Source organism: Roseiconus lacunae (assembly GCF_008312935.1).
GTDB lineage: Bacteria > Planctomycetota > Planctomycetia > Pirellulales > Pirellulaceae > Stieleria > Stieleria lacunae.
Genome location: NZ_VSZO01000010.1, coordinates 447,542 through 463,193, shown reverse-complemented (window position 1 = coordinate 463,193; position 15,652 = coordinate 447,542). Strand labels below are relative to the sequence as shown.

The following is a 15,652-nucleotide window of genomic DNA, read 5'->3' as shown; positions in this document are numbered from 1 at the left end:
CGTTTACTTTTCTTTTGCTATTCACTCCACCGACATGAAGACACTTCTCAAATGGCTGATCCCAATCGCCGTCTTGGGAGGAGTGATTGCGGCTGCCTATGGGCCAGCGATGCGTTACTGGAAAGCACGCAACCGGATTGTTTGGGAAACATCAAAAGTGACCCGCGGCGATGTGACCCGCTATGTCAATTCGACTGGTGAAATTCGACCGGTGCGTTCTGTCTTGGTCGGATCGTTTGTCTCCGGTCCGATCGTCGAACTGAATGTTGACTTTAACGATGAAGTCAAAGAGGGCGATGTGTTGGCAAGGGTCGACCCGCGGTTGTTCAAAGCCGAAGTGGCGCGCTCGGAGGCGGCGCTGGCAACACGGCAAGCCGAGTTGGAACGGATCGAGGCAGAACTGCAGCAAGCGATCAACAATTTTGATCGGGGCGTGAAACTGCGGCAGAAACGCGAAGGCTTTCTGTCGGAAAGTGAAATGGATTCGTTGACGTTCGAGGTGAAGTCCTTGCGGGCACAACGAAAGGTTGCCGAAGCAACCATCTTGCAAGCCCGTGCATCGCTGGACAACGCACTTGCGAATTTGAATTACTGTGAAATTGTCGCCCCCGTCGACGGCATCGTCATCGATCGCAAAATCGATCCGGGGCAAACGTTGGCTGCCCAGTTTCAGACCCCCGAGTTATTCATTGTCGCGCCGGATCTACGCCGCAAGGTTCATGTATTCGCATCCGTTGACGAGGCGGATATCGGGTTGGTGCAGCAAGCGAAAGAACAGGATCGACCGGTGACGTTCACTGTCGATGCGCATCCGGAGATCGTCTTTCACGGAACGATCGAACAGATCCGTGTTAGTAGCGTGACGAATCAAAACGTGGTGACCTATCCGGTCGTGATCGCGACCGAAAATCCGGATCTGAAGCTGCTTCCTGGCATGACCGCCAGCATTTCCTTCGAAGTCGACTCGACGGTTGACGTACCCAAGATTCCCAATACGGCGCTGCGTTTCTATCCTGAAAAAGCCGAGTGGGTGCGCGAGAAAGATCGTCATTTGATCGACGGGTCAACCTGGAAGAATGATCCGACTGCTGACGATAACGAATCGGCGGACCTGTCGGCCGGCGAGAAAGCAGACCGGCGGAAGCAACGTCACCGTCGTCATGTATGGGCCGTCGACGGTGAATTACTTAGGGCGATCGAAATCCAGACTGGGCTGGGTGAGAGCGGATACACCGAGCTCCGATCCGGTGAGCTGTCGAAGGGCGATCTGTTAGTCACCGGGCAAAAAAACTAATCGCCATGTCGTTCTTCGATACCGTTCGAACCGCGCTGCGAGCGTTGCGAAAAAACAAGATGCGGGCGATCTTGACGATCATTGGCGTTGTCATCGGGATTGCCGCTGTGACCACGATTGTTTCGATCGGGCAGGGCGCGAACCGGTTGGTTCAGGGCGAACTGCAAAGCTTGGGCACTAATGTGATTTTTGTCACGCCGGGGCAAACCAACGAAGGCGGCGTTCAGCAAAACGATGCGCCGACATTGACCGCGGCGGACGTGGATTCGATCGCATCGCAGTGCCCGTCGGTTCGGGCAGCCTCGCCGATGATTTTTACCGGAGGCCAGGTGATCTTCGGCAATGAAAACTGGAGTCCGAAAGAGATGTTGGGCGTCGGGCCTGATTTCCTACAGGTTCGCGCATGGCCTTTGGAAGCGGGGTCGTTCTTCGGCGATGCTGACATTGAATCGAATGCCAAGGTGTGTGTGATCGGCCAGACCTTGATTCCCAAATTGTTTCGTACCATCAATCCGATTGGGCAAACCGTTCGTGTGAACAATGTCCCGATCCGAGTGATCGGGATCTTAGCCAAGAAAGGCGCGAATATGGTCGGTGACGACCAGGATAATTTGATTTTGATGCCCCAGACAACCGTTCGGAAACGGTTGGTCGGTGCACCGATGGATAACATTCACGCGATCATGGTGTCAGCCCGCAGTATGGATCTGATGCAACAAGCGACGAAAGAAATTCGTCATCTGCTGCTCGAAAGGCATGACATTGCACCCGGAGAATCGGCTGATTTTGAGATCACCGATATGAAAGAGGTTGCCAATATGCTGGGCATCATCACCGGGACATTGACGATGATGCTGTCGGTGATAGCCGGGATCTCACTGGTCGTCGGTGGCGTCGGGATCATGAACATCATGTTGGTTTCGGTCACCGAGCGGACGCGTGAGATCGGGATACGAATGGCGTTGGGGGCCCGTGGCCGTGACATCTTATGGCAGTTTCTGATCGAATCGATCGTCCTGTCTTGTATCGGGGGATTGATCGGTTTAGCACTAGGCACCGCGATGTCGATGACCGCAACAGTCGTGATCAATGCCTATAAGCCGGGGACCGATTGGCCGATGGTGGTTTCGCTTCCGGCGGCGCTCGTCGCGATGGGGTTTGCCGCGGCGGTGGGAATGTTCTTTGGCTTTTACCCCGCACGTCGAGCCAGCAAGCTCGATCCGATTGACGCCCTGCGATACGAGTAACCCCGATGGCACTGATCGAACTTCGCGACGTCCGCCGCGTTTACGACCTCGGTGAAGTCCTCGTTCATGCACTGCGCACGGTCAGTCTGGAAATCGAGCATGCCGAATCGATCGCGCTCGTCGGTCCATCGGGAAGCGGGAAGTCAACACTGATGAATACGTTGGGATGCTTGGACCGCCCGACGCATGGAAGCTACCGGCTCGACGGCGAAGAAATCGTGACGATGAACCGAGATCAGCGGGCCCGAATTCGTAACCGCCAGTTGGGATTTGTATTCCAAAGTTTCAATTTGCTTAATCGAACGTCGGCGCTTGAGAACGTCGAATTGCCACTGATGTACGGCACGCGAATGACGGCGCGTCAGAGACACGATCGAGCCCGCGAAGTACTCGACCAAGTTGGCCTGGGTGACCGCTATCATCACCACCCCAGTCAGCTTTCCGGGGGGCAACAGCAACGGGTCGCGATTGCCCGTGCACTGGTCAATCGCCCATCGATTTTGATGGGTGACGAGCCAACGGGAAACTTAGATTCCAAGACCAGTCGAGAGGTGATCGGATTGTTCAAAGAGTTAAACGAGACCGAAAAAATCACCGTCATTTTGGTCACGCATGATCTGAACGTGGCCAAGACCGCTCGCCGGACAATCGTCTTGCGTGATGGCGAAGTGGTCGAGGATACCGATGACTTTCAACGAGCCAAAGCCGCACTCGAGTCGGAATCCGAATTTGACGAGTGACAGCGCGGGTGGTTTCTGCTCAACGAATCTCCCTTGTGATCGGAAGCACGCCGTGTCGGATCACAAGTTGCCCCATCGGTTTTATGAACTGCAGGACAACATCGAACATCCGGCTCGGTGGCGGGCCCATTCGGGGCGTTTCTCTGCGAACGCTTCGCGACCCGATTGTACTTCGTACGGATTGCGCAACACCTCCAGTAGTTCCCAAACGCCTGCGTGATCACCTTGTTCACTGCGATCGATCGCCAGTTGGGCCAGGTAGTTTCGAAGGACGTACAGTGGATTAATCCGGTTCATTCGTGTGTTTCGCTGTGCTTCGTCGATGTTTGCCGCGGCAAGTCGTTCGCGATAACGCTCCCACCACCGAAGCGTTTTTGTCATCGCATCCGAGCTGACTTCATCGGGGGAATAATAAGCCGCGTTCATCGATCGCATCCAACGTTGTCGATTCGTTTCGGGATCAGACGCAGGTAGCGTGGTTTCGGGGGAATCACAGGGAAGATCGGCCAACAGTCGATAAAACAACGTCATGTCGGTTTCGGCGAGCGAGAGAACTTCCAGTAGGTCGCCAAACAGTTCCGGATCCGATGCTGGTTCGAAGCGATCAAGACCAAGCTTTGCCGACATCATTGCGTGCCAGCCGTCTTCAAAGGTTTCGACGTACAGTTTCAAGCCCGCTTGCATCGATTCGACATCACCATCGACCAGTGGTAAAAGCGCTCCGGCGAATTGGGCGAGGTTCCACTGGGCGATTTGTGGTTGATGCCCATAACGATAGCGACGTCCTTGGGCATCGGTGGTATTGGGGGTCCAGTTTGGGTCGTAATCTTCTAGCCAACCATAGGGGCCGTAGTCGATTGTCAGTCCGAGTATGGAAAGATTGTCGGTGTTCATGACGCCGTGGACAAAACCGACTCGCATCCAATGCACCATCAGCTCAGCGGTTCGCTGACAGACTTCGGCAAAAAACTCTTGGTACGTTTCTTTACCCGGGGCGGTTTGCGAAGCCAATAGATGTGGGAAATCATTACGGATCGTATAGTCGGTCAACGTACGAAGCGTTTCGATGTCACCACGACTTGCAAAAATCTGAAAACTGCCGAGCCGAACGAACGAAGGTGCGACGCGACAAACGACCGCGCCGGGTTCTTGTTGAGGATGACCGTCGTAGAACATATCGCGAGTGACGCGGTCGCCTGTCAGGACCAAGCTGAGGGCGCGTGTGGTTGGAACCCCCAGATGATGCATCGCTTCACTGCACAGAAATTCGCGCACGCTGCTGCGGAGCACGGCCAGACCGTCGGCAAAGCGAGAGTAAGGCGTCGGTCCGGCGCCTTTCAACTGTAACGTTTGGTGGTGGCCGTCGACATCGATGACTTCGCCAAGATTGATCGCCCGGCCGTCGCCGAGTTGTCCCGCCCAATTTCCGAATTGATGACCGCCGTAGCACATCGCAAACGGATCCATGTCGGGCAGCACACGACCGCCGCCGAAAACTTCTGCAAATTGAGATGACCCGAGCAGTGACTCGGGTAAACCGAGTTGCCGGGCCATTTCGGGAGAATAGGCGACCAGGGAAGGTGCGGAAAACTTCAGCGGTCGCACGCGCGAATAACACGCTTCGTAAACTTGACGCGTTTCATTGCTCGTTTCGGGGTCGGGCGGCAGACAACTTGTGAATCGATTGTCAAACTGGAGGGACGCCCAGGCCTCGCTCCATTCGGCTTCGTTCGGTTCGTGCGTATTCATGCCAGAAGTGTAGCAACCTAGGAATTCCATGGTCACCTGTTCGCGTTTTACGTAAGCATCATGGCCATAAAGTCACCAAGATCTTGATTCGCAGATCGAACAATTCGCAGATCGAACAATTCGCAGATCGAACAAGTTGATCAGACGCGAAAATTGTGTTCTCGATGCCGGGCGCCGTCATCCATTTGTCTCTTAGAAAGGTCTCTCCATCATGTCATCCGAATCAGAAGCGACACCCACTCCGTCTGGTGATCCGGGTGCGAGTGACGCAACTCTAGGGGTACCGGGAGAAAATGAGACGGAGTCCCAGCCGACCCGTCGTTTGCGGAGATGGCCGGCCTTGATCCTGCTTGTCGGCATCTTGGGGCTGATCGCAATGCGCACGATGCCAACGGAATCATTGATGATGATGATGACCGCCTTTCTGGGGCCCGCGGTCGGCGGAGCGTTGATGTTGGCGTGGTGGTGTTTCGCGAGCCGTGCCGGGGTCAAGGAAAAAATCGTCGGCGTGATCGGATTCGTCGCCATCGTTGGAATCGCGATTGCATTGTTGGATGATACGATGCTCGGGATGGCAACGCTGGTGATGGTGATCCCGACAGCCGTGGTCGCGTTCCTGGCAGCATTACTGGTTTTCGCATCTCGGCCCGGCATTCGGTTGCCAATCGCGCTCGTTGCCGTGACGGTTTTTGTCAGTTATTGGGAAACTCAGCAACTCGAAGGGCTCACCGGTCGGTTTCAGCCGGAGTTGTTATGGCGATGGGAGCCGACTGCGGAGGAACGCTACTTGGCTGACCTTTCTCAACGTCGGTCTTCCGCGCCGACCGACCTTGCAGAAACGGAGGTCGATCGAACCGACGGAGCAGAGGCACTCGATCAGTCCCAGCCGATCTCCTTTGCTTCCGCCCCTTGGCCGGCTTTTCGTGGTCCAGAACGCAATGGCACCCTGCAGGGCGTACGTGTTTCTGAAGATTGGCAAACTCAGCAACCCAAGGAACTCTGGCGACAAAAGATTGGGCCCGGTTGGTCATCGTTTGCCGTCGGCAACGGGCGACTGTTCACGCAAGAGCAGCGTGGTGACGAAGAAGCGGTGGTTTGTTTGGACGCCGATTCCGGGGCAATCCTCTGGGACGCGTCCTACCCCAGTCGCTTTTGGGAGGCGATCGGGGGCGCCGGTCCGCGTGCGACACCGACGTTGACGGCCGACGCTCTTTACACGCTCGGTGCCGATGGCATCGTCCTGAGGATTAATCCAGTCGATGGTCAAGAAGTCTGGCGCCGTGATCTGAAAGTTGACGCCCAGCGGGATGCTCCCCGGTGGGGATTCGCTTCGTCGCCGTTGGTGGTCGATCAAAAAGTTATCGTTCATGCCGGCGGAAGCGACAATCTGGGGGTGCTCGCTTACGATGTCGGTGATGGCCACCTTGTTTGGTCATCGCCTTCAGGTGATCACAGCTACAGTTCGCCCCAGCAAGCGACCTTCGGGCAGACATCAGGCATCTTGATGATGACCAACACAGGGGTTGATTTCATCGACATTCAGACCGGCGAAATGGTCTGGCAACATGACTGGAAAGTCGACAACTATCGTGCCCTGCAGCCACTCGTTGTGGATGACTCGGTTTACATCGCTACGGCACTTCAAGATGGCACACGTCGCATCGTCGTTTCGCAATCAGAGGACGGTGATTGGAAAACCGAAGAGGCTTGGACCACTCGGCAGATGAAGCCAGATTTCAATGACTTCGTTTATTTCAACGGCAACTTGTACGGGTTTGACGGAAGCGTGTTTGCGTGTATCGACGCCGAAACGGGAGAACGCCAGTGGAAGCGTGGTCGGTATGGCAACGGGCAAGTGCTGTTGCTTGCCGATGAGGGGCAATTGCTGATTCTTTCGGAAAAGGGCGAGATCGTATTGGCCAATGCGTCTCCAGATCGCTTGGTCGAACTCGCGAAACATTCCGTCGTCGAAGGGAAAACGTGGAATCATCCGGTGGTCGTTGGCGATCGCCTTTTTGTTAGGAACGCAAAAGAGGTTGCGTGCTTTCGATTACCGCTGCAATGAGCGAGAGGGATCGAACATTCCCATCGGTACCCACTGATGCTGCTATGATGCGGGCTTGGCCGGAGTGCCGTGCCTGATCGTTTGACTGTAATAGCGGATTTGTCGTCGATGGATGTTTTGGTTTCGCTCGCCGCGCTGGCACCGATTCTGATTGTGGCAATCTTGTTGGTCGGATTCCGGTTGCCCGCCGCCGCAGCGATGCCAATCGCGTATGTCAGTGTGGTGGCCCTGGCATGGGGTATTTGGCAGCTTGATGGATGGACCATCGCAGCCGCCTCGGTCGATGGGCTATTCGTCGTTGCCCAATTGTTGTTCATCGTCTTTGGCGCGATCCTCCTGCTCAATACACTGAGCGAAAGCGGTGGTCTTTCTGTCATACGCGGTGGTTTTACTGGGATCACGTCAGATCGTCGGATTCAGGTTATCTTGATTGCTTGGCTATTTGGGGCATTCATCGAAGGTAGCGCCGGGTTCGGTACGCCGGCGGCGGTCTGTGTTCCGTTGTTAGTCGGACTCGGGTTTCCGGCGATGGCGGCCGTGATCAGCGGTATGATCATCCAAAGCACGCCGGTGTCTTTTGGTGCCGTAGGGACCCCGATTCTGATCGGGGTCAAAACGGGCTTAAGTGGCAATGAATCGGTCGCCTCGTATGCCCAAACGACGTTCGCGTCGGCGGCCAACCCGTTTGAGTTGATGCTTCATGGCGTGGGGTGGCGAGTCGCGTTGATCCATTTGATCTGTGGCTCGATGATCCCGTTGATCTTGGTTGTGGTTTTGACGCGGTTCTTTGGAGAGCGGCGTTCGATCGGAGAAGGATTGCGTGTTTGGAAATTCGCCGTCTTTGCATCGTTGGCGATGACGATTCCCTCGACATCGATCGCGTTTCTCCTGGGACCAGAATTTCCCTCACTCATCGGTGGGTTGGTTGGATTGGCGATCGTAGTGCCCGCGGCCAAGTATCGGTTTCTGGTTCCTGACGGACCGGCTTGGGACTTCCCACCGAAATCATCGTGGTCGTCGGATTGGTCAGGCGGCGTTACGATCGAAATCAAACCAACGATGCGCCGTTTACCGATGTGGCTGGCTTGGACGCCCTACATTTTAACCGCTTCGCTGTTAGTGATCAGCCGACTGCCTTCGCTACCGATCGGCGATTGGCTGAAAGGAATCACGATCCCGGCAGATGGCGAGACCTTGGCAAATCTGTTTGGCTCCGGCGTTAGTTTGAAACCTGCCGCGCCGCTCTACCTGCCCGGTGCGATCTTTGTTGTGGTCTGTCTTGCTACCGTTCTGTTGCACCGGATGAATCGACAGGCGGTGGCGACGGCTACCAAACGTTCAGTGCGGATGATCTGGGCCGCATCGACGGCGTTGGTGTTCGCCGTCCCCATGGTGAAGGTGTTTATTTATAGCGACGGCGGTGCGGCTGGTTACGCGTCTATGCCAACAACCTTGGCGAGTGGCGTTTCCACAATGGTGGGACATGCTTGGCCGGCGCTGGCGGCACTGGTCGGTGGGCTCGGAGCGTTCGTAGCCGGCAGCAACACCATCAGCAACATGATGTTTTCATTGTTCCAATTTGAGGTCGGACAGCAAATTGGCGTCGACCCAATTTGGATCGTTACATTGCAAGCAATCGGTGGCGCCGCTGGCAATACGATCTGCGTCCACAATGTGGTTTCGGCATGCGCCGTCGTGGGGCTGGTGGGGCGTGAAGGCGACGTGATTCGCGTGTCCGGGGTGGTGTTTTTTTATTACGTGATCGTGGCGGGAATCGTTGGCTTGGCGGTCGTGTAACAAGTCGGTCAGGAGACGCTCGATGGTCCGATTCCCTGGCGTTCGCAATCGCTCCTCGTTCATTGACATCTGAAATTAGGATTTGCCGAATGACGCTAGCCACGATTTCGTTGCAATAACCGGTCCAGCGTCGTTGGCTGATGAGTCGACCCCGAATACCTGGTCGAAACGGAGCACAAACGCGATAAGGCTGCGACCGAACGACTTTATTTGTTCGCCAAACGGAGAGAAAGCCGATCCACGCTCTACCCCGCGTCGGGGGCGAAGCCGATAGAAATACGGTTTGGGCGAAAGTGCGTCTCCCAAAACGACATTGCGGTTGGCTATCATCGTTTAGTTGTCGATGTCGCTGCCGATCGTCCGAGGAGAGATAAAATGCATGATGAAGAACATGTGCTCAAATCTGATCCCTCTATGGATTCGAATCAGCCCGAGGCGAAAACGGTCGACCAGAGTTGCATCGATTCGGCGGCATCCGAGTTGGACTTTCAGGTCCATCAAGAAGTCCCCAGTCACGTTGGCAACTATTCCATTTTGGCCCTGATTGCCAGCGGCGGGATGGGGCGGGTGTATCGTGCCCGCCGATCGTCCGATGGCCAGGAGGTTGCTCTTAAAGTCATCGCGCGTGATCTGCCTTCCTCACGCATGCTCGCGCGTTTCGAATGCGAACGAATCGCACTTGAAATGATGGAGCATCCGAACATTGCCAAAGTCCTCGATTCTGGCTTTGACGACGTCAGCCGACCTTTTGTCGTCATGGAATTGGTCCATGGTACTCCGATCGACGTTTATTGCGATAAGCATCGTCTGACCATCACAGAGCGGTTAGAGCTGTTCATTCAAGTTTGTCATGCGATTCATCATGCTCACCAAAAAGGCGTGATTCATCGAGACATCAAGCCATCGAACTTACTGGTTCAATCTCAACCAGACGGACAAGCATTGGTCAAAGTAATTGATTTTGGCTTGTCAAAGTCATCGCACAACGAGCAGATCATCGATTCCTTTGATCAAACGCAAAACGGCGATCTGATCGGCACGATCGAATACATGAGTCCCGAACAGGCACGCGTGACAGATGCCGAGGTGGATTCGCGTACCGACGTGTATTCACTTGGCGTGATCTTACATCAATTGCTTACCGGTCAATCTCCGATCGGACGTCTGCGATCGCTGACCGATAACTTGGAGAGCTTATTACGGACACTTCGCGAAGAAGATGTGCGGCGCCCCAGTCAGCATGTGCGGACCGCCGGCGATGAAATTTTCGGCTTTGCCCATTGCCGTGGCTTAACCCCGGAGCAATTGGCGAGCACGCTCGACGGCAGTCTCGATTGTGTCGTTTTAAAGGCGCTCGAGAAGTATCCGGCGTATCGATACTCGACCGCGATCGCGTTGGCGGACGACATCAGGCACTTCGTTAAAGGCGAGCCGATCATCGCCAATCCGCGTCCACTGGTTTATCAATTGCAACGCTCGCTGGTGCGTCATCGATACCTTGCGACGATGGCAGCGGTCGTGGTCGTTGTCCTTGGTATTGGGTTGGCGACGTCGATCTTGATGTGGTCGCAAAGTGAAACGCAGCGGCGCCGAGCGACGATCGCAGAACGCTACGCACGTGAGGCTGCGGAGCATGCCACGACGGTATCTGAAGAGGCTCAACTTCAGCGGGATGCCGCGATCGCCGCACGCCAAGTTGCCGAAGCGATGGCGGCGCAAACGCACTACCTGCTCGCCCGCGATCGGGGGCAGCAGGGCCGCACTCGCGAATCACTTCGTTTACTGCAGCAGGTCCCGCCGACGGAACGACAGATCGAATGGTACCTTGCCCGTAACCGTCTTGATTCAAGTTTACAAACCTTTGCAGGGACCGCCAAAACGGCGACCGCAATTGCCTTTGGACCTGGCGAAGAGGAGCTGATCGCGACGACCGAAGTGGGCCAGGTCAATCGCTATCCACTCGACCGAACGTCTTCGCAAGTCCTATCGGAATTTCAGCTTCGAGCTATCGGCCCGCTGTGTATGGATCGTACCGGGCGCTGGCTGGCGAGTGCATCCAAAGACGACGGTGTTATCGTTGTTGATACGACCGACAATCGTGTCGTTGCCGAATTGCCATCATTCGATACCGGCGTTGTCGCACTTGATTGGTTTTCGCCCCCGCTGTCCGATTCAACCCAGGGGCGATTGGCCATTGCGACCGACCGAGGGACAGTCCTCGTGATCAACGTTGAATCACAAGGATCGGAGATTCAGTTTCAACACAGTTCACATCAAATCCAAGCGATTAAAGTTTCGCCGATCGCCAATGCCATCTCGGTCAGGAGTCGAGTGCCTTGGGGTGGTGTCAATGATGGTTGGATTTATATGTACGACCTTGACGGCGCGCTGTTGTGGCAAAGTCCAAGTAATGAATCCCCGGTTCGATGTTTCAGCTACACCAATGACGGAGGCCAAATTTTGGCGGGGGATTCCGAAGGCCGGTTGAAAATGCTTGACGCCCTGACCGGAGAACGGCAGCGGGCGTACGCGAGGTCCAGCCAAGCGGCATCCTCGATCGAGTTTTCTCCCGATGGCCGATTGTTCGCGATCGGTCGAACTGATGGGGCGATCCAGCTTTGGCGAACAGAAATGTATCAGTCGGTGGCACTGTTGTGTGGGCACACTCGTAGGATTGTTGACCTTTGTTTCCACCGCGAGGGCAAACGTTTGGTCTCATCAAGTGTCGACAAATCGGTGAAGCTTTGGGATGTCGAAGATTCACTTGTTTTGCATGATGAAACCCCGACTGAGATCGGCTCTCTCGCTGGGATCGTCGGCGCGGTGGGCGTTGATCCGAAGGGGCGTTTTCTGGCGATCGCCGAGGGCGATTCACTGCAAAGCGATTTCGATGACGTACATCGAAACTATGACATTCGCATACTCGATTCGGTCACGCATCGTTTGCAACGGCGACTGCTCGGTCATGATGACGGGGTGCTTGCGATCGCAGTCCGTCACGACGGTCAGCAATTGGCGAGTGCCAGTGTGGACCAAACTGCGCGACTTTGGGATGTCTCCAAACAGCAGGCCGCGCCGATCGTTTTGGAACACAATAGCGGAGTTTCTTCGATCGCCTATAGTCGCGATGGCCGTACAGTCGCGACCGGATCTTATTCTGGGATCGTTCGATTTTGGGACGCGACCAACGGACAACTCAAACGAAGTTTTCGTTCCAACGACAACGTCCAATCCTTGACCTTTAGTTCCGATGGGAATCGATTGGCTACCGGTGGGTCCGATGGAATCATTCGAATCTGGGATGTTAAATCGGGAACTCAGCAGTTTGAAATCGACGCAAAAACGAAACACCTCCACGATCTAAAGTTTGTCGATAATGACGCAGCGATCCTGTCCGAGACCGCTGACAGTTCGATCGCAATGTGGAGTCTTCGGACTCATCAGGTTCTGCGTCTGTTTGAGGGCCACGATCGATTGGTTCGATCGATCTTGTTGCATCCGCTCGATCGTCGCATCATCAGTTGCAGTGATGATGGAACGATTCGCATCTGGGATCTTGATTCAAATCGAGAACTCGAATCGATTCGCTTGCACGAAGCAAAGGCCTGGACGATTGCGATCTCCGCCGCAGGCGATCGTTTGTACGCGGGGCTTCGCAACGGGGCCTTGGTGCGATGGAATGCCGAACGTCGACCTCCGGCCAGTGATCTTGCTTTGTCGCGCGATCAGATCCGGTCGGCTAGCCAAAACGAGCAGGCGGGTTGGATAGTGACAGCCGGCCGTGATGGAACATTGGCAATATGGGATCGCATCAATGGACAGCAAGTCTCCGTGACCAGCCCTGACCATCGGGTGATTTCTGCGATTGCGATTTCGCCCGATCGATCGCGACTTGTCACCGGGACCGCATCGGGGCAAGTGGATGTCTATCAAGTGCGAACCGATGCCGATGAGCATTATTTAATCCAACCGCTCGCATCGGTGCGTCAGTCGAGTTCCGCCATTACCGCGTTGGCGTTTGACCAGCAACAATCGGTGGTCGTCGGACGCACGTCCGATGGACGCGTGTTTGAAGTGGCGATCGGTGATCGGGCCGCACATTCGTCGGAGGTGGGTGACCGCGATCAAATCCTCCGGCAGGCGTACGCCGATGAAGCCGCGGTGTTCGCATACCTGCACGCAACCGAAGTTCGTCGTGGTGAGCCGGTCACGACACTTTTAACGACCGGCATCAGGCAAAGGGTTAAGTTTTCGAGGGCGCGATAAAAACTGTAACCTACTCTTGTCGCAGCCCCGACTTACTCACGCACTCCTTGGCCCCTCTCATGCTCCGCTGTGAAGAGCTCCGTAAACTCTATGAAACTCATTTAGCCGTCGATGGCGTTAGCTTTTCCCTCGAACCGGGGAGCATCGGCGCATTAGTCGGCCCAAATGGAGCGGGTAAGACGACAACCATGCGCTGTCTGGCGGGGTTGATCCCGGCGACGAGTGGTCGATTGACAGTCGCCGGTTGCGAATTGACCGACTACAACTCGTCCTCTCTGATCGAGCTCAAGCGGCATCTCGCGTATGTCCCCGACGATCCGCCACTGTTCGATGACTTGACCGTCGGGCAACACATGGAGTTTATCGGTCGCATTTACGATGTTCCCGATCGTGTTGAAAAGTCAGAACGCTTACTCGACTACTTTCAGTTGGCCGATAAAGTCGATGCCGGGGCAACGACGCTGTCACGCGGGATGCGGCAGAAACTGGCGATCGCCTGTGCATACTTGTTCCAACCCAGCGTGCTGCTACTCGACGAACCGATGACAGGACTGGATCCACCGGGGATTCGGCGATTGCTCGAATCGACTCGCGAACTCGCCAAGGCAGGCGCGACCATCATTATCTCTAGCCATCTGCTGGCAATGATCGAAGACGTATGCACGCACTTGATCGTGATGCAGAACGGGCGTTTGCAATTTTTCGGTGATGTCGATCAACTGCGCCAGCAGTTTCCATCGGCAACCACTCTTGAACAAGCTTACTTCGAGGCGACATCCACAGTCACGAAATGACTACTCCATTGCGACACCTGCTTTGGTTGACCGCCCATCGAGGCCTTTTCCGGCTGCGACGGGGGATCACCCGAATGCGCTCGCCACGCCGTATTGTTGCGTCTGCGATCGCGATCGTTTTCCTCAGCGTTTACGTGCTGAATGGGGTCTTAATCCTCGCATCACGTCGAACGGCCGATCCCGAATCACTTCGGCTTTGGTTGTCCGGCGGGATGGTGTTGTATTTGATCTACCATGCCGTCCGTTGCGTTTGGACCGACAAACAAGTCGACATGGAATACACCGCGGCGGAAAACCTTTGGATCGGCGGGGCACCGATCAGTCGGTCTCTGTTTGCCGGTTACAAGGTGACGAACTTACTGTTTTCGTCGGCACTCAAGACCTTTTTCCTCGCAATCGCACTCGCGCCGGACGTGCAGCACGGTGGGCTGTTGGCGATCGGCGTCTTCGCCGCACTCGTCATGCTTGAGACTGTCAGGATCAGTTGGCAGCGGTTTGTGACCGGAATCTCAAAACGTGATCAAGGGTTTTGGCGAATCTCGTTGACGCTGGTCGCGATCGCGGCAGTCGTCAGCTTCTTCGCCGAACTCGTGCAAATCACACCCCCGGGGTCGGCACCCGGTATCTACCTGATGCAAAGTTTTCCGGCGATCGGCAATGTCGCGTCAAGCCCCTGTGTCCAGTGTCTCGCACTACCGTGGCAACCGGCGGCCCTGCTGGCGACCTCGCCAGAAATTTCATCGCAGACATTCTCGCAACTCGTCGCTTCAATCTCTCTGATTCCGGCAGGTATCGTCTTGATGGTTCGCGTTGATCGTTGGGCCAACCGAAGCCGTCTCTGTCGAGAACGGATCGCATTGGCAAACGGCACGTACAAGCAAGTCGATCAGATAAGTCCCGCCAGAGAAGCGAGCAAACGCACCTTGCTGGACACCGTCACCGAACGCTTGCCCAGCCAAACACACGACACGCTGGCTCTCGTCTGGCGGCAAGCCTTGTCGGTTCGACGCTATTTCGGGACGATCGCTTTTAGTTTCTGTGTCCCGACGCTCCTCTGTCTGTCGCCACTGCTGACCGGGCGAGTCTCCAATCAATGGGCCTTTGTCGTTGCCGGAATAGCCTTATGCACGATGTTGCTAGCGCCCCCAGCATTACGAATTGATTTTCGCCGCGATCTCAAACGGATGCTGCTGTTGCGCGGTTTGCCGCTCAATCCTATTCACACCGTTTTGGGGCAGATGTTGCTTCCGATTCTGATCACGATCACGTTCCAAATCACCACGCTTTTGATCGCCGCGGCCATTGTTCACCCCGGCTGGTCGCAGATCATCGGTTGGGGCGGAATGTTATCGGCGCTTGCCGTATTCACGTTCGCGACCGAGAACGCACTGTTTCTCGCCTATCCTCACCACGAGCACGCCCAGGGGCTTGGGATGGTGGTTCGCGCCAACGTGATGTTTCTCGGTAAAGCGACGTTGATCGCGGCCGCCGTCGGTGCACTCCTGTTGTGGGTGCACGTGTGCCGGTCTTTGTTCAGCGAATCATACATTGCGCCGATTTACATTTCCGGGGCGATCGCGGGCACCTGGGCATTGGCGATCGCCGCCGTCATCGTCACCTCATGGTGCTGGCGAAGATTCGATCTCGCCTCTGATTTGCCGCCCGAGTAGGTAGGTGAACGTGGGTGAGCGGCAGATGCG

At 55.6% G+C, this 15,652-nt stretch carries 9 protein-coding genes; 8 read left to right on the top strand and 1 reads right to left on the bottom strand.

The window, feature by feature from the left end; all coding sequences use genetic code 11:
- Positions 1 to 34: 34 nt before the first annotated feature.
- Genes FYC48_RS15560 through FYC48_RS15550 form a run of 3 tightly spaced genes read left to right on the top strand, consistent with a single transcriptional unit; the run spans position 35 to position 3,281 of the window.
- Entirely contained in the window at positions 35 to 1,294 is a 1,260-nt protein-coding gene (locus FYC48_RS15560; protein WP_160149553.1) for an efflux RND transporter periplasmic adaptor subunit, read from the top strand.
- A gap of 5 nt (positions 1,295 to 1,299) precedes the next feature.
- On the top strand, positions 1,300 to 2,541 hold the full coding sequence (locus FYC48_RS15555; protein ID WP_149497631.1) for an ABC transporter permease: 1,242 nt from the start codon (positions 1,300 to 1,302) through the stop codon (positions 2,539 to 2,541).
- 5 nt (positions 2,542 to 2,546) lie between these two features.
- Positions 2,547 to 3,281: an ABC transporter ATP-binding protein gene (locus FYC48_RS15550; protein ID WP_149497630.1), complete on the top strand. Its 735-nt coding sequence runs from the start codon at positions 2,547 to 2,549 to the stop codon at positions 3,279 to 3,281.
- Positions 3,282 to 3,362: 81 nt separating this feature from the next.
- Here the strand turns inward: FYC48_RS15550 and FYC48_RS15545 are convergent, their stop codons facing one another.
- A complete protein-coding gene (locus FYC48_RS15545; protein ID WP_149497629.1) occupies positions 3,363 to 5,030 on the bottom strand; it encodes a protein adenylyltransferase SelO in 1,668 nt (555 codons plus the stop codon).
- A gap of 211 nt (positions 5,031 to 5,241) precedes the next feature.
- On the opposite strand from FYC48_RS15545, the gene FYC48_RS15540 reads away from it, so the two are divergent.
- From FYC48_RS15540 to FYC48_RS15520, 5 genes are all read left to right on the top strand, one after another.
- On the top strand, positions 5,242 to 7,095 hold the full coding sequence (locus tag FYC48_RS15540) for an outer membrane protein assembly factor BamB family protein (RefSeq protein WP_149497628.1): 1,854 nt from the start codon (positions 5,242 to 5,244) through the stop codon (positions 7,093 to 7,095).
- A gap of 108 nt (positions 7,096 to 7,203) precedes the next feature.
- Positions 7,204 to 8,892, top strand: coding sequence for an L-lactate permease (locus FYC48_RS15535; RefSeq protein WP_149497627.1), 1,689 nt, complete (start codon positions 7,204 to 7,206; stop codon positions 8,890 to 8,892).
- Positions 8,893 to 9,267: 375 nt separating this feature from the next.
- On the top strand, positions 9,268 to 13,158 hold the full coding sequence (locus FYC48_RS15530; protein ID WP_149497626.1) for a protein kinase domain-containing protein: 3,891 nt from the start codon (positions 9,268 to 9,270) through the stop codon (positions 13,156 to 13,158).
- Positions 13,159 to 13,217: 59 nt separating this feature from the next.
- Positions 13,218 to 13,952 (top strand): ABC transporter ATP-binding protein, encoded by a 735-nt coding sequence (locus FYC48_RS15525; protein WP_149497625.1) that lies wholly within the window; start codon positions 13,218 to 13,220, stop codon positions 13,950 to 13,952.
- 74 nt (positions 13,953 to 14,026) lie between these two features.
- The gene (locus FYC48_RS15520) at positions 14,027 to 15,622 is read left to right on the top strand and encodes a hypothetical protein (protein WP_149497624.1); all 1,596 of its coding nucleotides are present in this window, start codon (positions 14,027 to 14,029) and stop codon (positions 15,620 to 15,622) included.
- Positions 15,623 to 15,652: the final 30 nt, after the last annotated feature.

Coding starts and splice junctions, on each gene's coding strand:
- FYC48_RS15560 (WP_160149553.1), top strand. CDS start 35: ATGAAGACACTTCTCAAATGGCTGATCCCAATCGCCGTCTTGGGAGGA.
- FYC48_RS15555 (WP_149497631.1), top strand. CDS start 1,300: ATGTCGTTCTTCGATACCGTTCGAACCGCGCTGCGAGCGTTGCGAAAA.
- FYC48_RS15550 (WP_149497630.1), top strand. CDS start 2,547: ATGGCACTGATCGAACTTCGCGACGTCCGCCGCGTTTACGACCTCGGT.
- FYC48_RS15545 (WP_149497629.1), bottom strand. CDS start 5,030: ATGAATACGCACGAACCGAACGAAGCCGAATGGAGCGAGGCCTGGGCG.
- FYC48_RS15540 (WP_149497628.1), top strand. CDS start 5,242: ATGTCATCCGAATCAGAAGCGACACCCACTCCGTCTGGTGATCCGGGT.
- FYC48_RS15535 (WP_149497627.1), top strand. CDS start 7,204: ATGGATGTTTTGGTTTCGCTCGCCGCGCTGGCACCGATTCTGATTGTG.
- FYC48_RS15530 (WP_149497626.1), top strand. CDS start 9,268: ATGCATGATGAAGAACATGTGCTCAAATCTGATCCCTCTATGGATTCG.
- FYC48_RS15525 (WP_149497625.1), top strand. CDS start 13,218: ATGCTCCGCTGTGAAGAGCTCCGTAAACTCTATGAAACTCATTTAGCC.
- FYC48_RS15520 (WP_149497624.1), top strand. CDS start 14,027: ATGCGCTCGCCACGCCGTATTGTTGCGTCTGCGATCGCGATCGTTTTC.